This is a genomic window from Cryobacterium sandaracinum (assembly GCF_004403415.1).
GTDB classification, from domain to species: domain Bacteria; phylum Actinomycetota; class Actinomycetes; order Actinomycetales; family Microbacteriaceae; genus Cryobacterium; species Cryobacterium sandaracinum.
This window is the reverse complement of sequence record NZ_SOGO01000017.1, coordinates 73,980-96,858: the sequence shown is the minus strand read 5'-3', so window position 1 is coordinate 96,858 and position 22,879 is coordinate 73,980. Positions and strand designations below refer to the sequence as shown.

Below are 22,879 nucleotides of genomic sequence, written 5' to 3'. Positions count from 1 at the left end.
CCCGCGGCCAGGCCGGGGGCGAACCGGCGGGCAGGCGGCTGGGCCAGGCGCAGGACGGCGCGCACCTCGGCCCGGCCGGCCGGCCGGGGGCCGGCGATCCCGCTCGCGCTGGGTCCGGAATCAGACATGGGCCACCTCGTGCAGGGCAACGATCTGATCGGCGGCGTCCCGCAGGGCAGGCCGGTGGCTGACCACGATCACGATCCGCCCCTCGGTCGTGAGCCGGCGCAGGCCGGCGACGAGAGAGGCCTCCGCAGCCTCGTCCAGCGCCGAACTGGGCTCGTCGAGAACGACCACGGCGCAGTCGTGGCTCTCAGCGCGGTAGATGGCGCGGGCCGCTGCGACCCGCTGGGCCTGTCCGCCGGAGAGTCCCTCGCCGGCGATGCCGAGTATGGTAGCCGGCTCCAGATCGCCCACTCCGGCGCACTCCAGCGACCGGGCCACGGTGTCCCGATCGACGGACGCGTCACCGAGCGCGAGATTGTCGGCGATCGTTCCCTGGAACAGTCCCGGCCGTTGCCCGGCCCACGCCAGCCACGGGCGCGGTGTGCCCGGGGTCTGCTCCGCACCGTTCAGCAGGATCCGCCCGTCGAAGGGGACGAATCCCTGCAGGGCGGCCACCAGCGTGGATTTTCCGGTGCCGCTCGGGCCCACGACCACGGCGAGTTCGCCGGGGCGGAAGACGGCGCTGAAGTCGTGCACGGGGGCATCCGTGCCCCGCTGGATCGTGACCTGCTCGAACCGGAGCACGCCGGTATCCGCGGGGCCTGCTCCGGTGCGCGCGCCAGACGGGGCAGTCGAGGCAGCCGGGGTCGCCACGGCCCGGGGCCCGGCACCGTCGTCGAGAATGGCGAAGACCTCCTCGGCCGCCGCCAGACCGTCGGCCGCGGCGTGGAACTGGGCGCCGACCTGCCGCACGGGGAGAAAAGCCTCCGGGGCCAGCAGCAGCACGAACAGGCCGACGCCGAGTGCGAGGCTTCCGTCAACCAGGCGCAGCCCGATGGAGACGGCAACAAGGGCCACCGACAGGCTGGCCGCCAGTTCGAGCACGAACCCGCTGAGGAAGGAGACCCGCAGCACCTTCATAGTGCGGCCGCGGTAGTCCTCGGTGATGGAGCGCACCCGGGCGAACTGGCGTCGCTCCCGACCGTAGATTTTGAGCGTGCCGAGCCCACCGACGAGGTCGAGGAACCCCGTCGACAGCCGCTGCAGGGACTCCCACTGCTGCCGCTGCACGGACTGGGTGGCCTGGCCGATCAGCACCATGAAGACGGGGATGAATGGCAGCACTACGATGACTGTGATGCCGCTGGGCAGGTCCTGCCAGAGCATCACCAAGATCAGCAGGGGCGTGCTGATCGCCGCCAGCAAAAGCTGGGGCAGGTAGCGGGCGAAGTAGTTGTCCAGCGCGTCCAGCCCCTGGGTGGCCAGGGTGGAGACGCCCACACTGGCCCGGCCGCTGAGCCAATCCGGGCCGCGCTCGGCGACGCGGTCGAGAACCTGGCGGCGCAGCTGGCTCTTGACTTGGGCTGCTCCGCGGGTGGCGGCCACCTCGAGGAGCCACACCAGCGCGGCCCGCACCACGATCACGCCCGCAAGGGCGGCCGTGGTGAAGGCCAGCGAATCCTGAGAGGCCCCAGTCAACGCGAGGGTGATGCTCTGGCTCAGCAGCCAGGAGAACGCGATGACCGTGACAGTCTGCGCCAGTCCGAGCAGGGCACCCACCGACAGGAACCACCGGGCGGCGGATGCGTAGCGGAGGAGCCGAGGATCGAAGGGGCGCATTCCGTTTAGTGTCCGGCGGACTCTACGTGGGCCGAGACGGTCGTGCGGCTGACCCGCTTGCGCAGAACCCAGTAGGTCCAGCCCTGGTACAAGAAGATGACGGGCATGGCGAACAGGGCGGTCCAGCTCATCACCTGCAGTGTGTACGGCGTCGAGGAGGCGTTCTCGATGGTCAGGCTGTTGGCTGCATCGTTGCTCGCCGGCATCACGTCGGGGAACAGGGACGCGAAGAGCGTCAGCACCGCGAGGGCGATCGTCGCGGCCATCAGCGTGAAGGCCCAGCCTTCGGCGCCCCGCAGGTTCGCCAGGAACGCCCCGATCAGGGCAACCGCGGCGAGGGCGGCGAAGGCACCGGTGGCCAGGCTGCCGAAGGCAAGGGTGGTCCAGACCAGGAACGAGGCGGCCACCACGATGGTGGCCACCCCGGCCTTGACGGCTAGCCTCTGAGCGCGCTGACGGATGTCCCCCTCGGTCTTCAGGGAGATGAAGACCACGCCGTGGGTGAAGAACAGGAGCAGCGTGGTGAGCCCGCCCAGGAGGGCGTATGGGTTGAGCAGGTCGAAGAAGGAGCCGATGTAGTTGAAGTCCGCGTCCAACTGCACGCCCCGCACGATGTTGGAGAAGGCGACACCCCAGAGCAGAGCGGGAACGGCAGACCCGATCACGATCATGAGGTCGAAGCGTTTCTTCCAGGTTGCTTCCGGGCGTTGGTGCCGGTACTCGAATGACACCCCGCGCAGGATGAGGGCGAGAAGGATCACCAGCAGGGCCAGGTAGAACCCGCTGAACAGGGTGGCGTACCACTCCGGGAAGGCGGCGAAGAGTGCTGCGCCGGCCACGATCAGCCAGGTTTCGTTGAGGTCCCAGACCGGCCCGATGGTGTTGATGATGACCCGGCGGTCGAGGTCGTCCTTGCCCAGGAAGGGCAGCGACATGCCGACGCCGAAGTCGAAGCCGTCGAGAACGAAGTAGCCGATGAAGAGTGCACCGATGATCCAGAACCAGAGAATGTTGAGATCCATCATGCGCTCCTAGTAGACCGTGACCTGTGGCTTGACCTTGCCGGAAACCGGGTCGGGTTCCGCCAGCGGGGCAGGTCCCTTCCGCACGGCCTGCAGGATCAACTTGAATTCGACGACAGCGAGGGCGCCGTAGATCAGCGTGAACGCGATCAGCGAGATCAGGATCTCGACGCCGCTGACGTTGGGTGATACGCCGTCCTCGGTGCGCAGGAGCCCGAACACGAGCCAGGGCTGCCGCCCCATCTCGGTGAAGATCCAGCCGACGCTCATGGCGAGAAGCGAGAACGGGAAGCTCCAGATGGCGATCTTCCAGACCCAGGTGGCCTGGGGGCTGCGCCCGCCGCGGGTCAGCCAGAGGCCGACGACGGCAACCAGGATATGGGCGATGCCGAGACCGATCATCCAGCGGAAGGCCCAGTAGGTGATCCAGATGGTCGGGGTGTAGTCGCCGGGGCCGTACAGGCTCACATACTGCGCCTGCAGGTTGTCGATGCCTTCGACCGTGCCGTTGAGGGTGTGGGTCGACAGGAACGACAAAAGGTATGGGATACGAATCGAGAATAATTCGCTGACGCCGTCGGGGGTGCCGAGGGTGAAGATCGAGAAGGATGCCTCGGCGCCCGTCGCTGTCTTGTACATCGCCTCGGCCGCCGCCATCTTCATGGGCTGGGCCGCGGTCATGGCCAGGCTCAGCGAGTCGCCGAAGAAGGTGGTGAGCGCACCGGAGACAACCATCATCCACATGCCCAACTTGAGTGCGGGACGCATGGATTCCTCGTGCTGCTTGCGCAGCAGGTGCCAGGCGGCCACCGAGATGACGAGGCCTGACGACACCATGAAGCAGGCGAAGATCGTGTGCGGGAAGGAGGCCAGGGCGATCGGGTTGGCCAAAAGCTCGCCAATACTGGTGAGCTCGGCCCGGCCGCGCTCCTCGTTGATGCGGAACGCGATCGGGTTCTGCATGAACGCGTTCGCCGCGAGGATGAAGTAGGCCGAGGCGATCGAACCGGCCGTCGTCAGCCAGATGGTGGCGAGGTGCAGGCCGCGGGGCAGCTTGTCCCAGCCGAAGATCCACAGTCCGATGAACGTGGCCTCCAGGAAGAAGGCGATGATGCCCTCGAAGGCGAGCGGGGCGCCGAAGACGTCACCGACGAAGCGGGAGTAGTCCGACCAGTTCATTCCGAACTGGAACTCCTGCACGATTCCGGTAACGACGCCCATGGCGAAGTTGATCAGGAAGATCTTGCCGAAGAAGTGGGTCAGCTCGAGGTACTTGGCCTTGTCGGTGCGCACCCAGGCGGTCTGGAAGAGCGCGACCGTGAACGCCAGCCCGATCGTGAGCGGTACGAAGAGAAAGTGATAGACGGTAGTCAGACCGAATTGCCATCTCGACAGGAGTAACGGATCCAGCCACTCGTTCATGCGCCCTCCAGCGTCATCGGGTATTTCTACACTGTGTAGAACATCTCTATTCTACGAGACGTAGAAGAGTTGATTGCCGCCCGCTAGACTCCCCAATATGGGGAGTTTGGGAGAGCTGGAACGACTGCTGATGGATGTTTTGTGGGAAGCCGAGGAGTCTCTGCCTGCCAACGATCTCCGGGATCGGCTACTCACCCCGACGACCGCCACCGCTAGGCGCAAACCACTCGCCACCACGACCGTGCTCACGGTGCTCTCCCGCCTCGAGACCAAGGGCTTCGTCACCCGCGACCGAGACACCCGACCGCACCGCTACCGGGCCGTGTCGACCCGGGCGGAACATACCGCGGAGCTGATGCACAAGGTGCTCGGCTCTGCTCCTGACCGGCAGGCGGCCCTCGCCCGGTTCATCGGGGACGTCACCCCGCAGGAGGCCGACGTTTTGCGCCTGCTCCTCGGCACCGTACCTCTCGGTCGCGAGTGACCGGCATCCAGTCCCCGCTCCAGTCCCTGCTCCAGTCAGCACGCGTCAGAGCGGCCAAGTCGTGTTCGTCACGGCCGTAGCGCTCATGATCGTGGCCGTGCTGCTCGCCGGTCCGGTCCCGATCTGGCTTGCCACCGCCGACTGGCCGGCCCGCTCCCCCGCGGTCGCCCTGGTGTTGTGGCAGGCCATCGCCCTGGCCGGCGGGCTCTCGATGATCGGCTCGCTGCTCAGCTTCGGGTTGATCCCGTTCGGCGAGAACCTGTTCGAGGGCATCCGCTCGCTGGCGGGCCATCTCGTCACCGGCACATTGCCGGCCGGCACGTCGTTCGGCTCGGTGCTCCTGCTGTGCGCGGCGCTGATCCTCGGCAGCCATCTGCTGCTCAACCTCGCCGCGACCTTTTCCCGCGCGGGGCGCCAGCACCGCAGGCACCGGCACCTGATCGGACTGCTCAGCGACCCTCTGCCGAGCCATTCCGGCACCCGTGTGATCGAACACGACGCCCCGGTCGCGTACTGCCTGCCTGGCGCGACCCGGTCGGCGACCGTGCTTTCCCGCGGCCTTCTGCAATTGCTGAATGCCGACCAATTGCGCGCAGTGATCGCACACGAGCGCGCCCACCTGTTGCAGCAGCACCACCTCGTGCTGCTCGCCTTCAAGTCCTGGCACAGCGCACTGCCGTGGTTCCCGATCGCGAACCGCGCCGAGAACGCGGTCGCCCTGCTGGTCGAGATGCTCGCCGACGACCAGGCCCGGCGGGTCGTCGACGACCGCACGCTGGCCACCGCGATCGCACTGGTCGGGTCGGCACACGAGGTGGACCCGCTGGGAACGGATGTCGAACTCGCCGACGGCCCGGACCATCCGTTCGACCTGGTGACACCCCGCGTTCGCCGCCTGATAACCCCGCCGGCGCCGCTGACGCCCTCCGCCGTGCTTTTCGTTGCAGCCGGCGCCGCCGCACTCCTGCTGCTGCCGACGCTGCTCCTGTCCCTCGCCTGAGCCCGGGCCTACCCGAGCACGCGCCTACCTGAGCACGCGCCTGCCCCAGCCCCAGCCCCAGCCCCAGCCCCAGCCCGGGCCTACCTCTGCCCCTGCCCCAGCCCCTAACGAATTCGACGGAGATTCTCGGCCCCAGAGCCTGTTTTGCTCCAAAACCGGCCCGTAGGCGCAGAATCTCCGTCGAATTGGTCAGGCAGCGCCTGTCAGCTGGTGCCTAGAAGAGGTTCGCCTGTTCGAGCCAAGCGGCCGCGATCTTCTCGGCCGAGAGCTGGTCGTTCACGCTCTCGGAGTTGAGGCCCACCAGGTCCTCGGCGGTCAGAGCGGCACTGACGGCGTTGAGCACGTCGGCGGCCTTCCCGCCGACCTTGTCGGACACGACGGGCACGACGTTGTCCGCGAAGAACAGGCCGTCCGGGTCATCGAGGGCGACGAGGCTGTCCGACTTGATGTTCGGGCTCGCCGTGTAGACGTTCGTGATCTGGATGTCGTTGTCGACGAGAGCCTTGATCGTGAGCGGGCCGCCACCATCTTCAATGGGCGTGAAGCCGGCGATGGGGATGCCGTACTTCTCCGTCAGGGTCGTCGGTCCGTAGGGGCGGGTCTGAAGTTCGGACGGTCCACCGACGGTGATCGGCTCGGTGACATCGGCGAGCGACGCGATGTCGGTCAGGCTGTACTTGTCGGCGAAGGCCTGCGTGACGGTCCAGGAGTTCTGGTCCGTGGCCGAGGACATGTCGAGCACGCTCAGCCCCTCGGGCAGCTCGTCCTGCAGCTGCGCGTAGGTCTCGTCGGCGGTGCCGCCGGCGGCATCTGCATTCAGGGCCTGCAGCAGGCTGCCGCTGTACTCGGGGAAGACGTCGATGGCACCGGATTCGATCTCGGGCAGGTAGACCTCGCGCTGGCCGATCTTGAACTGGCGGTCGACCGTGAAGCCGTTCCCCTCCAACGCCAGAGCGTAGATTTCGGCGATGATCTCGTTCGAGTAGTAGTCCTGCGAACCGACGACCAGGGTGGCGGACCCCTCGTCGGCGTTACTTCCGCTGTCCAGCGGGTCACCGGACGCACACCCTGCAAGGGCTACGACGGCCCCAACCGCGACCGCGGCGACCGCCTCGAGCCGGCCTCTGTGAGCTGTGAACATTAGTGGGTTCCTTTCGTGATGGCGGGATCAATCCCCGGGACAGGTCGGGCTGACCTGGCACGGTCGACTGGGGGACGTTGGGACGCGACGCCTCTGGGAACAACAAGTCGCTGAACAACAGTGAATATTCCCTCGAGGACGAGGGCGAGCAGGATCACGAGCAGTGACCCGCCCAGCATCTCCGCGTAGTCGCGGGTTTTCAACCCGGCGAACAGGAACCGGCCGAGGCCGACATCTGCCACGTAGGCAGCCAGGGTCGCCGTGGCGACGACCTGCAGGGTGGCCGAACGGATGCCCGCGATCAGCAGCGGCAACCCCAACGGGATCTCGACCGTGCCCACGATCTGGCTCTCCGACATCCCGACCGACCGGGCGGAGTCGATGACGGACCGGTCAATGGCCTCGAACCCGGCGTAGGCGCCCGCGAGGATCGGCGGGATCGCCAGGACCGTGAGCGCGACGTACGGCGCACCGAGCCCAATCCCGACCCACAGCGCGACCAGTGTCAACAGGCCGAGGGTCGGAATGGCCCGCAGCCCGCCGGAGGTGGCTACAGCGAGGCTGCGTCCCCGACCCGTATGCCCGATCAGGAAACCGACCGGAATCGCGATCACGGAGGCCATCAGGACCGCCACGAGGGTGAACACCAAGTGTTCGATCGTCCGCGCCGGAATGCCGCCCGGCCCGGCGAAATTGGCCGGGTCGAGGATCCAGTTCACCGCGTCAACGAACAGGTTCATGCGGATGCCTCTGCGATCCGGGCGACCCGGACGGCCCTCCGGTCGGTCGCCGCCAGGCGGGTCCAGGGCAGCAGAACCCGCCCGAGCAGCACGAGGGCGCCGTCCAGCAGCAGCGCCAGCGCCACGGTCAGCACAATCCCGGCGATGATTTCGGCCTGGATACCGCGCTGGAAGCCATCCGTGAACAGGCTGCCGAGGCTCTGCGCGCCGATCACGGCCCCCACCGTGGCGAGGCTGACCGTGCTGACGGCCACGACCCGCAGGCCGGCCAGGAGCACCGGCCCGGCCAGCGGCAGCTCAACCTGCCAGAAGATGCTCCAGCCGGAATACCCCACGGCGACAGCGGACTGGCGTACATCCTTGTCCACGGATGCCAGCCCGTCGGCCACCACGCGTACCATCAGCGCGACGCCGTAGATCGTCAGGGCGATGACCAGGTTGAGCGGCGAGCGAAGGCTGGTGCCGACAATGGCCGGGATCACGAAGAACAGCGGCAGGGACGGGATGGCGTAGAGCAGCCCACTGGCCGTCAGGATCACGCCGCGGCCGGCACGGTACCGGTTCGCGAGCCAGCCCAGCGGCACGGCGATCAGGAAGCTGAGAAGGATCGGCGGCACGCTGAGGATCAGGTGGTCCAGGGTGCGATCCCAGAGCAGGTCGAGATTCGACCAGAACCAGGTCACCGCGGAGCCTGGGGATCCGGGGAGTGCGCGGTCTGCCGCGGCTCCACGAGCACACCGGCCAGGCGGCCCTCACTGTCGAGCAGCAGGTCGGAGTCGCCGCGGCGTTCCAGATGCAGGGCACGCTTGCCGCGATCCGCTCCGACGAAGCTGGCCACGAAGTCGTCGGCCGGGTTCGCCAGGATCTCGGCTGGCGCCCCCACCTGGGCGATCCGTCCGCCGTCACGCAGGATGACGACCTGGTCACCGAGGAGGAACGCCTCCTCGATATCGTGGGTGACGAACACGACCGTTTTGCCGAGCTCGCTCTGCAGCCGGATCAGTTCTTGCTGGAGCTCGGCCCTCACGATCGGGTCGACGGCGCCGAACGGCTCGTCCATCAGCAGAATGTTTGGGTTGACCGCGAGCCCGCGCGCCACCCCGACCCGCTGCTGCTGCCCGCCGGAGAGCTGGCTGGGGTACCGGTCCGCCAGGGTCTGGTCCAGGCCCACCGTGTCGAGCAGGGTGAGGGCCTCGGCGCGGGCCTTCTTTCTCGGCACCCCGCGCAGCAGCGGAACAGTCGCGACGTTGTCGATCACCGTGCGGTGCGGGAGCAGGCCGGAGTCCTGCATCACATAGCCGATGCCGCGCCGCAGCGGCACCGGCTCGAGCTGGGCGATGTCGGCCCCGTCGATCTCGATCGTGCCGCTGCTCGGGTCGACCATCCGGTTGATCATGCGCAGCAGGGTGGTTTTGCCCGAGCCGGAGGAGCCGACGAGCACCGTCGTCTGGCGCGACGGGAGGGTCAGGCTGAAATCGTCGACGGCGAGTGTGCCGTCCGGGAACTGCTTGCTCACCGAGCGGAACTCGATCATGGAAATGGCTCATTTCTCGACCGAAGTCGACACAACACGGGAAGCACGTATACCACCCAACCATCACACGGCGCCGCGAGCCACCGGATCGCGGAATTCCTAGCGAACGCTCGGCCCGTAGTATCCGGCGAGGTAGTCATGCGTGACCACGCGGCACTCTTCGATGAACCGCTCATCGCCCTGCGGGTCGGAGCGGAACGCCCGCGACAGAATCGAGTCGCCCATCTCAACGGCGACCTCAAGCCGGAAGATCAGTTCGTCGCCGCCCTCGAGGCCGAACTCCTCGACCAGCATGCCGGCCACCCGGCGGGCGAAGTAACCCGTGTCGGGGTCTACGACGACAGGCACACCCTGCCGGTCGTCGAAATGCATGATGCGAAACCCCGGCTCAGAGCGGTACAGGTCGACGAAGGCCGTGATGGCCACGTCGACGGCCTCCCACCAGCCCTGGGGAGCGTTCGTCTTCAGCTGCTCCGCAACCCGGCTCCGGAATCGCAGCACCGCGCGCTCGCGCAGAGCCTGCAGCACCGCGACGCGATCGGGGTAGTACCGGTACACGGTCCCGATCGACGCGCCCGCGCGCTCGGCCACCATCGCGGTCGTGATGCGGTCGAAGCCGACCTCGTCCACGACGACGGCGGCGGCGTCGAGCAGACCGGACAGTCGTGCCGTGCTGCGCTGTTGGATCGGCTCGGTGCGGGCCTGCTGGGCCGGCACAAAAGGATCCCCACCAAAAAGGTCACTGAGTGACACTTGTCCTCCTTGAGACTAAGTCACTAATACTAGGCGGCAATGTCCCCCTCGTTGTGACGTGACAGCGTGTCTCGCCCGATTGGGCAGGAATAACCTTCGGCTCTCCGGGCGACCCGACTTCGATGCCGGGTAGCGTCATGCGCGTGCCAGACTAGGGACGTGCCGACATATCCTCGAATCCCGCCCACGGGCACGCCAGCGAAGATGATGCATCGCGCAGCCCGCATCGAGGACTGGCTGCACTTCAAGCGCGAACGCCACGCCCGCAAACGCGGCTACCTGCCCACGGTCATCCCCTATGCCGGCTACGGCACGACCGAGTGGGTGCGCATTCTGTGCCGGGTGCTTCTGGCCAAACCGGCCAAGCCCGGCTCCAAGCTGGCACGGCGCCACTGGCACGCCGACCGCCGCGAGGCCGGAATTCGCGGCTGGCACAGCTTCACGAGCGTTCCGGTCAACGATGTGACGGTGACCATCGAGATCAACGGTTTCTCCCACCGGGTGCAGGCCGACCGCGGGGGCGTGGTCGACACCGTCATTCCGGTCACGCTCACCCCGGGCTGGCAGATGGCCCGGCTGCACACCGACGACACGGCCGCGCCGGTCGAGGCCCCGCTCTTCATCGTGGCCCCGACGGTACGCCGCGGGATCCTGTCCGACGTCGATGACACGGTCATGGTGACCACCCTTCCCCGCCCGCTGCTCGCCGCCTGGAACACCTTCGTGCTCGACGAGCACGCCCGAGTTCCCACGCCGGGCATGGCGGTCCTCCTCGACCGCCTCGCCGCGGTCAACGAGGGTGCCCCGATGATCTACCTGTCGACCGGGGCCTGGAACGTCGCCCCGACCCTGACCCGGTTCCTGAACCGCAACCTGTACCCGTCGGGGGCTCTCCTGCTCACCGACTGGGGTCCGACCCACGACCGCTGGTTCCGGAGCGGCCAGGACCACAAGAGGGCCAACCTGCGCCGTCTGGCCCAGGAATTCCCGGAGATCCGCTGGATCCTGTTCGGCGACGACGGCCAGCACGATGAGGCCATCTACAGCGAGTTCCAGCGAGACTTCCCCGACAATGTCGAGGCCGTCGCGATCCGCCAGCTCTCCCCCAGCCAGGCCGTTCTGGCCGGTCGCCGGGCGAAGGATGCCGCGCCCGCGCCCCGCGATCCCCGCTGGGTGTACGGGCCGGACGGCTCGGCCCTGGCCCGGCAGCTCGCGGACCGCGGTCTGATCTAGGCGCGACGGCGTGTTGCGGGCTCGACGGCCTGTCTCAGTTCTCTACAGTTCTGCGGCGAGGATGCGGTCGAGGCCACGGTTGATCTGGCGAGCCCAGAGCGGCCCTCGATAGAGGAACCCGGTGTAGCCCTGAACGAGCGTCGCGCCCGCGGCGAGGCGCTCGGCCACGTGTTCCGCGGTCTCCACGCCGCCGACCGAGATCACGCACAGCTCGCGGGGCACAGCGGCCCGGATCACGCGCAGCACGGCCAGGGACCGCGCCTGGAGCGGGGCACCGGAGAGACCGCCGGCGCCGGCAGCCTCGACGGTTGCGGCATCCGTTTTCAGTCCGGCGCGGGAAATCGTGGTGTTCGTGGCGATGATGCCGTCGAGACCCAGCTCCACCACGAGTTCGGAGATTCGGGTCACTTCAGCATCGGCGAGGTCGGGGGCGATTTTTACCAGCAGGGGCGTGGCGCCGGCCTCGGTCTTGACCGCCCGAAGCAGCGGGGCGAGCCGGTCGAGTTCCTGCAGTCCGCGTAGCCCGGGCGTGTTGGGCGAGCTGACGTTCACGACGAGGTAGTCGGCCAGGGGCGCGAGCAGCGCGGCGCTGACCAGGTAGTCGGCGGTGGCGTCCTCGACCGCGGTGACGCGGCTCTTGCCGATGTTGATGCCGAGGACCGGGCGACCGGCAGCGGTGCGAACGTGCGCGAGGCGCACCCGGGCGGCGCGGGCACCGGCGTTGTTGAAGCCCATCCGGTTGACGACCGCGCGGTCGGGGATCAGGCGGAACAGGCGCGGTTTCGGGTTTCCGGGCTGAGGAACGGCGGTGATGGTGCCGACCTCCACGTGCCCGAACCCGAGCTGGCCGAGCCCGAGCACGGCTTCACCGTCTTTGTCGAAGCCGGCGGCCACGCCGAACGGCGACTGGAATCGCAGACCCAGGGTTTGGACACCGAGGTCGGTGCGCGGGCGCGTGAAGCGGTGCACGACCCGGCCGACACCGAACGCGGGCAGCGCCCGGATCACGGTGAAGGCGAGGTGGTGGGCTCGTTCGGGGTCGAGGCGGGTCAGGAACAGCGAGAAGATCAGCGGGTACACGGCGCCGCCTACGACTCGGACGGGTGTGCGGCGCCCGCGCCGCTGCCCTGCTCGGGGCGGGAGCCGTGTTCGGTGCGGGATCCGTGTTCGGTGCGCAGCCGGGCGATCGCGGTCTCGAAATCCTCGAGCGAATCGAATGCCTGGTAGACACTCGCGAAGCGGAGATAGGCCACCTCATCAAGTTCGCGCAGCGGCGGCAAGATCGCGAGGCCGACCTCGTTCGCCTTCACCTGCGACGCGCCGGTCTGCCGGATGGTCTCCTCCACCCGCTGGGCAAGCATGGCCAGGTCGGAATCCGTTACCGGACGACCTTGACAGGCCTTGCACACGCCGGCCACGATCTTGTCGCGACTGAACGGCTCGACGACCCCGCTGCGCTTGACGATGTTCAGGCTGGCGGTCTCGGTGGTGCTGAACCTCCGGCCGCATTCAGGGCACTGTCGACGCCGGCGAATGGAAAGTCCGTCGTCGCTCGTGCGCGAGTCGATGACTCGGGAGTCCGGGTGGCGGCAGAACGGGCAGAACATCGTGTGACCAGCTTACAGCGCCGTCGTGAAACGGGCCGTGACGGCGTCGCCGTGCGCGGGCAGCGCCTCCGCCGTGGACAGGGCCGCGATGTGGTCCGCGACCTCGCGCAGTGCCTCCCGGCTGTACGTGACGACCTGCTGGGGCCTCAGGAAGGTGTAGGCGCCGAGTCCGGAGGAGAACCGGGCCTGCCCTCCCGTCGGCAGCACGTGGTTCGAGCCGGCCACGTAGTCGCCGAGGCTCACGGGCGAATGAGGGCCGAGGAAGATGGCGCCGGCGTTCTCGATCAGCGCGAGCACGGCATCCGGGTCGCTCGTCTGGATCTCGAGGTGCTCGGGACCGAACGCGTTGCTGAACGCGGCCGCGGCGTCGAGGTCGTCCACGAGCACGATCCCCGACTGGCGCCCGTTCAGGGACGCGGTGACACGGATGCTGTGGGTCGTGCTCTGCATCAGGTCGACCAGGTGCAGATTGACGGCGTCGGCGAGCTCGGCCGAATCGGTGACCAGCATGGCGGCGGCCAGTTCGTCGTGCTCGGCCTGGCTGACCAGGTCGGCCGCGACGATGCGGGGGTCGGCCGTCTCATCCGCGATGACCAGAATGTCGGTAGGGCCCGCCTCGGAGTCGATGCCGGTCACCCCGCGCACGAGCCGCTTGGCGGCGGCCACATAGACGTTGCCGGGGCCGGTGACGAGCTGCACCGGGTCCAGGCCGAGCCCCGGAACGCCGTAGGCGAAGGCGCCGACCGCGCCGGCCCCGCCCATGGCGTAGATTTCGTCGATGCCGAGCAGGCTCGCCACGGCGAGGATGGTGGGGTGCACGCGTCCGTCGAAGTCGCTCTGCGGCGGCGACGCCAGCGCGATCGAGGAGACGCCGGCGATCTGAGCCGGAACCACGTTCATCACGACGCTCGACGGGTAGACGGCCTTGCCGCCGGGAACGTACAGGCCGACCCGGTTGATCGGCTGCCAGCGCTGCGTGATGGTGGCGCCGTCTGCGATCGTGGTGGTCACCTGCGGCGGCACTTGGGCCGCGCTGGCGATGCGCACGCGACGGATGGTCTCCTCGATGGCCGTGCGCACCGTCGGGTCGAGCCCGGCCAGTGCCTCGGTGACGTGGGACGCAGGAACCCGCACATGGGACGGACGCACCCGGTCGAGGCGTTCCGCCTGGTCGCGGAGGGCATCCTCGCCTCTGGCCCGCACATCGTTGATTAATTCGGCTGCGACGTCGCTGGCCGCGGTCACGTCGGTGAGCGCACGCGGGACGGCTGCAAGCAATTCCGCCGGAGTGGGCCGGGTCCCTCGGAGGTCAATAGTCTGGATCATCGCGTTCCAGCCTAGCCATCAACACCCGTGCACCGGGAATAGGCTCAATGGCGAGGAGATTGATTCAGTCACATGAGCGACACCGAAGTACCCCAGCCCGCCACCGTACCGCTGGCCGAAGATCCCAATGCACCGTTGGACCTGGCCGCCTTCAAACATTCCTTCCGGCGTCACGCCGCCGGTGTCGCGGTGATCACCGCGCTGCGCCCGGACGGCGCCCCGGTGGGATTCACCGCCACCTCGCTGGCGTCGCTGTCGTCGGTTCCGCCGCTGGCCACCTTCAACATGGCCCGGTCAGCCAGCACCTGGCCGGCGATCGCCGAGAGCGACCGGGTCGTCATCCACATCCTCGGGGCGCACAATCGTGCCGTCGCCGAGGTGATGTCGGGTCCCGCGAACCAGCGCTTCATCGGCGACCACTGGCAGCCCGGACCCCACGGCCTGCCTGTGCTGAAGGGCGTCACCTCGTGGATGGTCGGGCGAATCATCGAACGCACACTGGTGCACAACAGCGCCGTCGTGGTCGTGAAGATCGAGGAAGGCGGCATGGGCGAGAACGACGAGGCCCTGCTGTACTACGAGCGCACCTACCGCGTGCCCGGCGCCCCGGCCTAGCCCCTGGACGGGGCTGCGCCGGCCTCGTCGCGACGCCGGCGCCGCTCGGTCTCGGCAACGGCGGCCTCCTCCGGTGTGGGCGCGGTGCCGCCCAGGTGCCGCGGCTGCCACCACTGGCCGGCGCCGTCCACCGGATAGGCTTTCTGCAGTTTGTCGACGAGACCCTGCAGTGTGTCGTGGAGTGCCAGCGTCATCGGCTGCGTGCCCTCCCCCGCCGCGACCGTGAACGGCTCGCCGACGGCGAAGCGGATGGGCACGTCGAACACCTCGCGCAGGGCCGGCTTGTGGTTCTTCGTGAGCACGCGGTGCCCGCCCCAGACCGCGATCGGGATCACGGGGACCCCGGCCTCGGCGGCCATCCGGATGGCACCCGACTTCAACTCGCGCACGGTGAAGGAGGCGTTCACGCCGCCTTCCGGAAACACGCCGAGCAGTTCGCCCGCCCGCAGCGCGGTCACGGCTTGGCCGTAAGCCTCCGCCCCTGCCTTCATGTCGACCGAGATATGACGCATGCCGCGCAGCAGCACGCCCACGAGCTTCTGGTCGAACGCGCCCTTCTTGGCCATGAAACGGATGTGACGTCGGTTCTTTTGCCACAGCATCCACTCGACCAGGGCGAAGTCCATGTAGCCGAAGTGGGTGATCGCCAGCACCGCCCCCCCGGTGTCCGGAAGATTCTTCAGACCGGTCACGGATGGCTTCAGCCGCAGCAGGCCGAACACGGCCCGCCCGGCCAGAATCGCCGTGGTGTACAGAGGTTCCCGAGTGCCTGAGCTCATACCTCAAGGCTACGACCTGCGTGCGGGTTTCCGCGTCCGTCCCACGAGCCTTTCGGGACCCGGCTCGCACACGCGGCGCACCCGTAAACGTGGGCGCACGTTCTAACGCTCGCCCGCTCCAGAACCTGCGCCGCGAACTTCCACCCCCGTCTGTGTCGTCGGTTATGGAGCTTGCACACAGCCTCGACCGCACTGACACTGGAATCATCCACGGCGGAACCGCAGCAACCGGCCTTGAAGCTGGTCGACTCGACCAGGCGACGACCACCGAGACCACGTGGGCGGACCGGCCACCAGAGGGAGACACGATGAGCACTGACCTGAGCAGCCCCGCGAGCACGAGCATGCCCGCGCCGCACGTGGCCGACAGCCACGACCGGATCCGGGTGCGGGGCGCGCGCGTGAACAACCTCAGGGATGTCAGCCTCGACATCCCGAAGCGGCGGCTGACGGTGTTCACCGGCGTTTCCGGCTCGGGCAAGAGCTCACTGGTGTTCGGCACGATCGCCGCCGAGTCGCAGCGGCTGATCAACGAGACCTACAGTGCGTTCGTGCAGGGATTCATGCCGGACCTGGCGCGCCCCGAGGTGGACGTGTTGGATGGTCTGACCACGGCCATCATCGTCGACCAGGAGCGAATGGGGGCCAACTCCCGTTCCACGGTCGGGACCGCCACCGACGCCAACGCGCTACTGCGCATCCTTTTCAGCCGGCTCGGTCAGCCCCACATCGGATCGCCCCAGGCGTTCTCGTTCAACGTCGCCTCGATCAGTGGGGCCGGGGCGGTGACGCTCGAGCGCGGCGGGAAGACCGTGAAGGAGCGGCGCAGCTTCAGCATCACCGGCGGCATGTGCCCGCGCTGCGAGGGCATGGGCACCGTCAACGACATCGATCGTTCCGCGCTATACGTCGATTCCAAGTCGCTCAACGAGGGCGCGCTCACGATCCCGGGCTACACGATGGACGGCTGGTACGGCCGCATCTTCCGCGGCTGCGGCTGGTTCGACCCGGACAAGCCGATTCATCGGTACAGCACGAAGGAACTGGACGACCTGCTCTACAAGGAGCCGACCAAGATCAAGGTCGACGGGATCAACCTGACGTATCAGGGCCTCATCCCGCAGATTCAGAAGTCCTTCCTGTCCAAGGATGTCGCCGCTTTGCAGCCGCATATCCGCGCGTTCGTGGAGCGCGCGGTCACGTTCGCCACCTGCCCCGAGTGCGGCGGCACCCGCCTCAGCGAGGCGGCTCGCTCGTCGAAGATCTCCGGAGTGAGCGTCGCCGACGCCTGTTCCTGGCAGATCAGCGACCTGGCCGGGTGGGTTCGCGGCCAGAGTGAGCCGTCGGTGGGCCCGCTCACGCAGGCGTTGCGCCAGATCCTCGACTCGTTCGTGGAGATCGGGTTGGGTTACCTTTCGCTCGACCGGCCGGCCGGTACTTTGTCGGGCGGGGAGGCCCAGCGCACCAAGATGATCCGGCACCTGGGCTCCGCACTCACCGACGTCACCTACGTCTTCGACGAGCCCACCATCGGGCTGCATCCCCATGACATCGAGCGCATGAACACACTGCTGCTGCAGCTGCGGGACAAGGGCAACACGGTGCTCGTCGTGGAGCATAAGCCGGAGGCGATCGTGATCGCCGACCACGTCGTCGATCTCGGACCCGGTGCCGGAGCGGCGGGCGGCACCGTCTGCTTCGAGGGCACCGTGGAGGGTCTCCGCACCAGCGGCACCCTCACCGGCCGCCACTTCGACTATCGCGCGGCACTCAAGCCCGCGGTGCGCGCCCCCACGGGCACGCTGGAGATTCGCGGCGCGACGAAGAACAACCTGAAGGAAGTGGACGTGGATATCCCGCTCGGCGTGCTCGTCGTGCTGACGGGGGTCGCGGGCTCCGGAAAAAGCTCGCTCGTGCATGGGTCGATCCCCGCTGGCGCGGGCGTGGTGTCCATCGATCAGGGCGGCATCCGCGGTTCCCGCAGAAGCAATCCGGCGACGTACACGGGAATGCTCGACCCGATCCGAAGGGCCTTCGCGAAGGCCAACGGCGTGAAGTCCGCGCTGTTCAGCTCCAACTCCGAGGGTGCCTGCCCCAACTGCAACGGTGCCGGCGTCGTCTACACCGACCTGGCCATGATGGCGGGCGTCGCCACCACCTGCGAGGTCTGCGCGGGGAAGCGGTTCGAGGCATCCGTGCTGGAGTACCGCCTCGGCGGCCGCGATATCAGTGAGGTGTTCGCGATGTCGGTGACCGCGGCCCGGGAGTTCTTCGGCGCCGGTGCGGCGCGCACGCCGGCCGCCCACGCCATCCTGGGCGGGCTTGCCGACGTTGGGCTCGGCTATCTCAGCCTCGGCCAGCCGCTCACGACGCTCTCGGGGGGCGAGCGCCAGCGGCTCAAGCTGGCCACCCACCTGGCTGCCCAGGGCGGCGTCTACGTGCTCGACGAGCCGACCACCGGACTCCACCTCGCCGACGTCGAGCAGCTGCTCGGCCTGCTCGACCGAATCGTGGACTCCGGCAAGTCGGTCATCGTCGTCGAGCATCACCAGGCCGTGATGGCTCATGCCGACTGGATCATCGACCTCGGACCCGGCGCCGGTCACGACGGCGGCCGGATCGTCTTCGAGGGCTCACCGGCCGACCTGGTCGCCGACCGCTCCACCCTCACCGGCCAGCACCTCGCGGCCTACGTCGGTAGAGCCTGACGGCAGCGCGCCTCACGGTGCTGCCAGTCAGGTCTGTCCCGAACGAATTCGACGGAGATTGTGGCCGAATCGGCCCCATTCCACCCCGAGAAAGCGGTTTCACACGAGAATCTCCGTCGAATTGGTTCGACACCGGGCACTTCGCGTCACGGGTGAGGAACAGCGTCCACGGCGTGCCGTCAGCTCTGACTTGCCGAGGGCGACACCAGCGGTCGGCCAGGACTCGCTCCTTTAGGTCAGGCAGTTCGGCCCGAGCAGGCTCTTGAGCTCCCCGAACAGGTCGGCGCTGATCTTCACATGATGGGGCAGCTCGAACACTCGCGCCGTATGGCCCTTCACCAGCTTGATCCGCACCTCGGAGCTGCCGATGTGGCGGGTGATGACTTCGCCCAGCGCCGTCACAGTGTCGGTCGTGGCCCGGGATTCTGCCAGCGTGACGGTCAGCGTGCCGGTGTCCGAGGCCAAGCCGAGTTCGGGCGCGAAAATGCTGTACGCGTGCAGGTTCATGCCATCGTCGCGCAGGCTCACCCGGCCCCGCACGACCACGACCGAGTCGCTGACCAGGTCGGACGAGAACTCCTGATAGGCCTTGCCCATGAACATCACGGCGATCTCCCCACCGAAATCCTCGACCTGGATGATGCCGTATTGGTTGCCCGACTTCTTCGCGATCCGGTGCTGCACGCTGGTGATCAGCCCGGCGATGGTGACGGTGTCGGCATCCTGCGTCTGCTCCGATCCCACCAGGTCCACGATGGTCGTGCTGGCGTGCTTGGCCAGCGGGAGCTCTAGCCCGGCCAGCGGATGGTCGGAGACGTAGAGCCCGAGCATGTCGCGTTCGAGCGCGAGCTTCTCCTTCTTGCTCCATTCGGGACGGTCGGGAACCTGCTCGCTCTCTTGCGGGTCGTCGAAGAGGCTGTCGAAGTCGAAGCCGACCATGCCGTGCTGCTCGTCGCGCTTGATCTTGACGGCGGATTCGACCGCGGCTTCGTGGATCTCGAACATGGCCCGGCGGGTCGCGCCGAGCGAGTCGAATGCGCCGGCCTTGATCAAGGACTCGACCGTGCGCTTGTTCGCCACCGGGATCGGCACCTTGCGCAGGAAGTCGTGGAACGACTCGAACGCGCCCTTCTCGGTGCGGGCGGCGCGGATCGCGTCGACCACGTTGAATCCCACGTTGCGCACTGCGCCGAGCCCGAAACGGATGTCCGTGCCCACGGCCGCGAAGTACCCGATCGATTCATTCACGTCGGGCGGCAGAACCTGGATGCCCATCCGGCGGCACTCGTTCAGGTACAGCGCGAGCTTGTCGCGGGAGTCGCCGACGCTGGTCAGCAGCGCGGCCATGTACTCGGCCGGGTACTTCGCCTTGAGGTACGCGGTCCAGTACGAGAGCACCCCGTAGGCGGCCGAGTGCGCCTTGTTGAAGGCGTAATCGGAGAACGGCAGCAAAATGTCCCAGACGGTTTTCACCGCCTCCATGGAGTAGCCGTTGGCGACCATGCCGCCGGAGAAGCCCTCGAACTGCTTGTCCAGCTCCGACTTCTTCTTCTTGCCCATCGCGCGGCGCAGCAGATCGGCCTGGCCGAGAGAGAACCCGGCCAGCTTCTGCGCGATCGACATGACCTGCTCCTGGTACACGATCAGGCCGTAGGTGGTGCCGATGACGTCGGCCAGCGCCTCCTCGAGCTCCGGGTGGATCGGGATGATCTCCTGCTGGCCGGTCTTCCGCAGCGCGTAGTTGGTGTGTGAGTTGGCACCCATGGGGCCGGGCCGGTACAGCGCGATGACGGCCGAGATGTCTTCGAAATTGTCGGGTTTCATCAGGCGAAGCAGCGACCGCATGGGCCCACCGTCGAGTTGGAACACCCCGAGGGTATCGCCACGGGCGAGCAGTTCGTAGGCGGCCGGGTCTTCGAGCCCCAACTCTTCGAGTACGGGCCGGTGCCCGCGGTTCACGGCGATGTTGTCGAGGGTGTCGTCAATGATGGTGAGGTTGCGCAATCCCAGGAAGTCCATCTTGATCAGGCCGAGGGCCTCAGAGGCCGGGTAGTCGAATTGGGTGACGACCTGGCCATCCGCTTCACGCTTCATGATCGGGATGATGTCGATCAGCGGGTCGGAGCTCATGATCACCCCGGCGGCGTGCACGCCCCACTGACGCTTGAGGTTCTCGAGGCCGAGGGCGGTGTCGAAGACGGTGCGGGCCTCGGGGTCGGACTCGATCACGGCGCGGAAATCGGCGGCCTCGCGGTAGCGCGCGTGGTCCTTGTCGAACATGCCGGTCAGGGGCACGTCCTTGCCCATGATCGCCGGCGGCATGGCCTTGGTGAGCTTGTCCCCCATACCGAAGGGGAAGCCGAGCACCCGGGACGCATCCTTGAGGGCCTGCTTGGCCTTGATCGTGCCGTAGGTGACGATCTGGGCGACGCGCTCCTCGCCGTACTTCTCGGTCACGTAGTGGATGACCTCGCCGCGGCGTCGCTCGTCGAAGTCCACGTCGAAGTCGGGCATGGAGACGCGGTCAGGGTTCAGGAACCGCTCGAAGATCAGCCCGTGCACGAGCGGGTCCAGGTCGGTGATGCCCATGGCGTAGGCGACCATCGAACCGGCGCCCGACCCACGGCCGGGACCTACCCGGATGCCCTGCTGTCTGGCCCACATGATGAAGTCGGCCACGACGAGGAAGTAGCCGGGGAAGCCCATCTGGATGATGATGCCGATCTCATAGTCGGCTCGTTTGCGCACATCGTCCGGGATGCCGTTCGGGTAGCGCTTGGCCAGCCCGATCTCGTTCTCCTTGACGAACCAGCTCTCCTCGTTCTCCCCCTCCGGGCAGGGGAACCGGGGCATGTAGTTGGCCTTGGTGTTGAACTCCACCTGGCAGCGTTCGGCGATCAGCAGCGTGTTGTCGCAGGATTCCGGGTGCTCGCGGAAGAGATGCCGCATCTGCGCGGCGGTCTTCAGGTAGAACTCGTTCGAGTCGAACTTGAAGCGGTTCGGGTCGTCGAGGGTCGAGGCCGACTGCACGCAGAGCAGGGCCGCATGGGCGGTCGCGTCGTGGGCGTGGGTGTAGTGCAGGTCGTTGCTGGCCACGAGCGGCAGTTTGAGTTCGCCGGCGAGTTTGAGCAGGTCGGTCATGGTGCGGCGCTCGATGTCGATGCCGTGGTCCATGATCTCGCAGAAGAAGTTCTCCTTGCCGAAGATGTCCTGGAATTCCCCGGCCGCCTTCTTCGCCTCGTCGTACTGGCCGAGGCGCAGGCGGGTCTGCACTTCGCCGCCCACGCACCCGGTCGTGCCGATCAACCCGTCCGAGAACTCGGCGAGCAGTTCCCGGTCCATCCGGGGCTTGAAGTAGTACCCCTCCAGGCTGGCCTTGGACGACAGCCGGAACAGGTTGTGCATACCGGCCGTAGTCTCCGAGAGCAGCGTCATGTGCGTGTACGAACCGGCGCCACCGACGTCGTCACGGTTCTGACCGCTGGTTCCCCAGCGCACCCGGGTCTTGTCCCGCCGGTTGGTTCCGGGGGTGATGTACGCCTCGGTGCCGATGATCGGCTTGATGCCGGCCTCCGTCGCGGTTCGCCAGAAATCGAACGCACCGAACACGTTGCCGTGGTCGGTGATGGCGACCGCCGGCATCCCCTGCTCGATGGCCGCGTTGATCAGCGGTTTGACCCGCGCCGCGCCGTCGAGCATCGAGTACTCGCTATGCACGTGCAGGTGCACGAAGGAATCTGTCGATCCACCCGACTTATTCTGAGAGGACAAAACGGCTCCGAGGTGTTGTAATTGGGCGCTACGCGTCAGGCGTCGCGCAGCACGTCGAGGGCGTGCGCGAGGTCGGCCGGGTAGTCGGTGGTGAAGGTGACCCACTCCCGAGTGTCCGGGTGGTGGAACGCCAGCTGCTTGGCGTGCAGCCACTGGCGGGTCAGGCCGAGGCGCGCCGTGATCGAGGGATCCGCGCCGTACATGGCGTCACCCACGCACGGATGTCGCTGGGCGGCCATGTGCACCCGGATCTGATGTGTGCGCCCCGTCTCCAGGTGCACCTCCACCAGTGACGCCGAGGGGAAGGCCTCGAGCGTCTCGTAGTGCGTGACGGAATCCTTGCCGCCGGCGATGACCGCGAACTTCCAGTCCGACCGCGGGTGGCGCCCGATCGGCGCGTCGATCGTGCCCGTGCTCGGATCGGGGTGACCCTGAACGACGGAGTGGTAGATCTTCTCGACCTCGCGGTCGTGGAAGGCGCGCTTGAGCGCCGTGTACGCGGTCTCCGACTTGGCGACGACCATCAGACCGCTGGTACCCACGTCGAGGCGGTGCACGATCCCGGCCCGCTCGCTGGCCCCGGAGGTGGCGATGCGGTAGCCGGCCGCGGAGAGCGCGCCGACCACGGTGGGACCGGTCCAGCCCACACTCGGATGCGCGGCCACCCCGGACGGCTTGTTGATGACCACGATGCTCTCGTCGTCGTGCACGATCGTGAGATCCGGCACTGGGATGGGCACGATCGCCAGGGCCTCCTTGGGCTGCCAGGACACCTCCAACCACGCACCGCCGTGCAACCGGTCGGATTTACCGGCCATGACCCCGTCCAAGGTGACTCCGCCGGCCTCGCAGACTTCGGCCGCGAAGCTGCGCGAGAAGCCGAAGAGCTTGGCGATGCCGGCGTCGACGCGGACTCCGGCGAGTCCGTCCGGAAGAGGAAGGGAGCGTGTTTCCATGGC

19 protein-coding genes are annotated in these 22,879 nt (G+C 67.5%); 5 read left to right on the top strand and 14 right to left on the bottom strand.

The genetic code is table 11. The features are described from left to right. Positions 1-120: 120 nt before the first annotated feature. The 3 genes from cydD to E3T25_RS05800 are packed head-to-tail and all read right to left on the bottom strand — an operon-like array spanning position 121 to position 4,229. A complete protein-coding gene (gene cydD / locus E3T25_RS05810; protein ID WP_134372971.1) occupies positions 121-1,785 on the bottom strand; it encodes a thiol reductant ABC exporter subunit CydD in 1,665 nt (554 codons plus the stop codon). 5 nt (positions 1,786-1,790) lie between these two features. After that, positions 1,791-2,807, bottom strand: a complete 1,017-nt coding sequence (gene cydB / locus E3T25_RS05805) for a cytochrome d ubiquinol oxidase subunit II (RefSeq protein WP_104100013.1) — start codon at positions 2,805-2,807, stop codon at positions 1,791-1,793. A gap of 9 nt (positions 2,808-2,816) precedes the next feature. After that, positions 2,817-4,229, bottom strand: a complete 1,413-nt coding sequence (locus E3T25_RS05800; protein ID WP_134372968.1) for a cytochrome ubiquinol oxidase subunit I — start codon at positions 4,227-4,229, stop codon at positions 2,817-2,819. Positions 4,230-4,326: 97 nt separating this feature from the next. Here E3T25_RS05800 and E3T25_RS05795 point away from each other — a divergent pair, with 97 nt between their 5' ends. Next, positions 4,327-4,713, top strand: coding sequence for a BlaI/MecI/CopY family transcriptional regulator (locus E3T25_RS05795; protein ID WP_134372965.1), 387 nt, complete (start codon positions 4,327-4,329; stop codon positions 4,711-4,713). A 61-nt stretch (positions 4,714-4,774) separates the two neighbouring features. Continuing rightward, on the top strand, positions 4,775-5,713 hold the full coding sequence (locus tag E3T25_RS05790; RefSeq protein ID WP_134372962.1) for a M56 family metallopeptidase: 939 nt from the start codon (positions 4,775-4,777) through the stop codon (positions 5,711-5,713). Positions 5,714-5,927: 214 nt separating this feature from the next. On the opposite strand, the gene E3T25_RS05785 is transcribed toward E3T25_RS05790, so the two are convergent. From E3T25_RS05785 to E3T25_RS05765, 5 genes are all read right to left on the bottom strand, one after another. Then, the gene (locus tag E3T25_RS05785) at positions 5,928-6,854 is read right to left on the bottom strand and encodes an ABC transporter substrate-binding protein (protein WP_134372959.1); all 927 of its coding nucleotides are present in this window, start codon (positions 6,852-6,854) and stop codon (positions 5,928-5,930) included. Beyond that, a complete protein-coding gene (locus tag E3T25_RS05780) occupies positions 6,854-7,594 on the bottom strand; it encodes an ABC transporter permease (RefSeq protein WP_104100018.1) in 741 nt (246 codons plus the stop codon). The genes E3T25_RS05785 and E3T25_RS05780 overlap by 1 nt, the downstream gene beginning before the upstream one ends. Further along, positions 7,591-8,277: an ABC transporter permease gene (locus E3T25_RS05775; RefSeq protein WP_104100019.1), complete on the bottom strand. Its 687-nt coding sequence runs from the start codon at positions 8,275-8,277 to the stop codon at positions 7,591-7,593. The genes E3T25_RS05780 and E3T25_RS05775 overlap by 4 nt, the downstream gene beginning before the upstream one ends. Then, entirely contained in the window at positions 8,274-9,128 is an 855-nt protein-coding gene (locus E3T25_RS05770; RefSeq protein WP_104100020.1) for an ABC transporter ATP-binding protein, read from the bottom strand. Before E3T25_RS05770 ends, E3T25_RS05775 begins: the two co-directional genes overlap by 4 nt. 99 nt (positions 9,129-9,227) lie before the next feature. After that, the gene (locus E3T25_RS05765; RefSeq protein ID WP_104100021.1) at positions 9,228-9,881 is read right to left on the bottom strand and encodes a TetR/AcrR family transcriptional regulator; all 654 of its coding nucleotides are present in this window, start codon (positions 9,879-9,881) and stop codon (positions 9,228-9,230) included. Positions 9,882-10,085: 204 nt separating this feature from the next. Here E3T25_RS05765 and E3T25_RS05760 point away from each other — a divergent pair, with 204 nt between their 5' ends. Continuing rightward, positions 10,086-11,114, top strand: coding sequence for an App1 family protein (locus tag E3T25_RS05760; RefSeq protein WP_233191253.1), 1,029 nt, complete (start codon positions 10,086-10,088; stop codon positions 11,112-11,114). Positions 11,115-11,156: 42 nt separating this feature from the next. On the opposite strand, the gene E3T25_RS05755 is transcribed toward E3T25_RS05760, so the two are convergent. The 3 genes from E3T25_RS05755 to hisD are packed head-to-tail and all read right to left on the bottom strand — an operon-like array spanning position 11,157 to position 14,047. Then, complete coding sequence (locus E3T25_RS05755) at positions 11,157-12,194, bottom strand: quinone-dependent dihydroorotate dehydrogenase (RefSeq protein WP_104100022.1); 1,038 nt, start codon at positions 12,192-12,194, stop codon at positions 11,157-11,159. A gap of 8 nt (positions 12,195-12,202) precedes the next feature. Then, positions 12,203-12,721: a transcriptional regulator NrdR gene (nrdR, locus tag E3T25_RS05750; RefSeq protein ID WP_134372956.1), complete on the bottom strand. Its 519-nt coding sequence runs from the start codon at positions 12,719-12,721 to the stop codon at positions 12,203-12,205. A 12-nt stretch (positions 12,722-12,733) separates the two neighbouring features. Continuing rightward, the gene (gene hisD / locus E3T25_RS05745; protein ID WP_104100024.1) at positions 12,734-14,047 is read right to left on the bottom strand and encodes a histidinol dehydrogenase; all 1,314 of its coding nucleotides are present in this window, start codon (positions 14,045-14,047) and stop codon (positions 12,734-12,736) included. Positions 14,048-14,119: 72 nt separating this feature from the next. Between hisD and E3T25_RS05740 the strand changes: the two genes are divergently transcribed. Continuing rightward, entirely contained in the window at positions 14,120-14,662 is a 543-nt protein-coding gene (locus tag E3T25_RS05740; protein ID WP_104100025.1) for a flavin reductase family protein, read from the top strand. Here E3T25_RS05740 and E3T25_RS05735 read toward each other — a convergent pair. Beyond that, entirely contained in the window at positions 14,659-15,441 is a 783-nt protein-coding gene (locus E3T25_RS05735) for a lysophospholipid acyltransferase family protein (RefSeq protein ID WP_134372953.1), read from the bottom strand. The genes E3T25_RS05740 and E3T25_RS05735 overlap by 4 nt on opposite strands. A gap of 308 nt (positions 15,442-15,749) precedes the next feature. Here E3T25_RS05735 and E3T25_RS05730 point away from each other — a divergent pair, with 308 nt between their 5' ends. Next, positions 15,750-18,149: an ATP-binding cassette domain-containing protein gene (locus E3T25_RS05730; protein ID WP_134372950.1), complete on the top strand. Its 2,400-nt coding sequence runs from the start codon at positions 15,750-15,752 to the stop codon at positions 18,147-18,149. A 231-nt stretch (positions 18,150-18,380) separates the two neighbouring features. Here E3T25_RS05730 and dnaE read toward each other — a convergent pair whose 3' ends face one another. Both dnaE and E3T25_RS05720 read right to left on the bottom strand, forming a co-directional pair. Next, positions 18,381-21,848 (bottom strand): DNA polymerase III subunit alpha, encoded by a 3,468-nt coding sequence (gene dnaE / locus E3T25_RS05725; RefSeq protein ID WP_104171338.1) that lies wholly within the window; start codon positions 21,846-21,848, stop codon positions 18,381-18,383. A gap of 107 nt (positions 21,849-21,955) precedes the next feature. Continuing rightward, complete coding sequence (locus E3T25_RS05720) at positions 21,956-22,876, bottom strand: RluA family pseudouridine synthase (RefSeq protein WP_134372947.1); 921 nt, start codon at positions 22,874-22,876, stop codon at positions 21,956-21,958. Positions 22,877-22,879: the final 3 nt, after the last annotated feature.

Excerpts from the sequence above, each read along its gene's own strand:
- cydD (WP_134372971.1), bottom strand. The coding sequence starts at position 1,785 with ATGCGCCCCTTCGATCCTCGGCTCCTCCGCTACGCATCCGCCGCCCGG.
- cydB (WP_104100013.1), bottom strand. The coding sequence starts at position 2,807 with ATGGATCTCAACATTCTCTGGTTCTGGATCATCGGTGCACTCTTCATC.
- E3T25_RS05800 (WP_134372968.1), bottom strand. The coding sequence starts at position 4,229 with ATGAACGAGTGGCTGGATCCGTTACTCCTGTCGAGATGGCAATTCGGT.
- E3T25_RS05795 (WP_134372965.1), top strand. The coding sequence starts at position 4,327 with ATGGGGAGTTTGGGAGAGCTGGAACGACTGCTGATGGATGTTTTGTGG.
- E3T25_RS05785 (WP_134372959.1), bottom strand. The coding sequence starts at position 6,854 with ATGTTCACAGCTCACAGAGGCCGGCTCGAGGCGGTCGCCGCGGTCGCG.
- E3T25_RS05780 (WP_104100018.1), bottom strand. The coding sequence starts at position 7,594 with ATGAACCTGTTCGTTGACGCGGTGAACTGGATCCTCGACCCGGCCAAT.
- E3T25_RS05770 (WP_104100020.1), bottom strand. The coding sequence starts at position 9,128 with ATGATCGAGTTCCGCTCGGTGAGCAAGCAGTTCCCGGACGGCACACTC.
- E3T25_RS05760 (WP_233191253.1), top strand. The coding sequence starts at position 10,086 with ATGATGCATCGCGCAGCCCGCATCGAGGACTGGCTGCACTTCAAGCGC.
- nrdR (WP_134372956.1), bottom strand. The coding sequence starts at position 12,721 with ATGTTCTGCCCGTTCTGCCGCCACCCGGACTCCCGAGTCATCGACTCG.
- hisD (WP_104100024.1), bottom strand. The coding sequence starts at position 14,047 with ATGATCCAGACTATTGACCTCCGAGGGACCCGGCCCACTCCGGCGGAA.
- E3T25_RS05740 (WP_104100025.1), top strand. The coding sequence starts at position 14,120 with ATGAGCGACACCGAAGTACCCCAGCCCGCCACCGTACCGCTGGCCGAA.
- E3T25_RS05735 (WP_134372953.1), bottom strand. The coding sequence starts at position 15,441 with ATGAGCTCAGGCACTCGGGAACCTCTGTACACCACGGCGATTCTGGCC.
- E3T25_RS05730 (WP_134372950.1), top strand. The coding sequence starts at position 15,750 with ATGAGCACTGACCTGAGCAGCCCCGCGAGCACGAGCATGCCCGCGCCG.
- dnaE (WP_104171338.1), bottom strand. The coding sequence starts at position 21,848 with ATGCTCGACGGCGCGGCGCGGGTCAAACCGCTGATCAACGCGGCCATC.
- E3T25_RS05720 (WP_134372947.1), bottom strand. The coding sequence starts at position 22,876 with ATGGAAACACGCTCCCTTCCTCTTCCGGACGGACTCGCCGGAGTCCGC.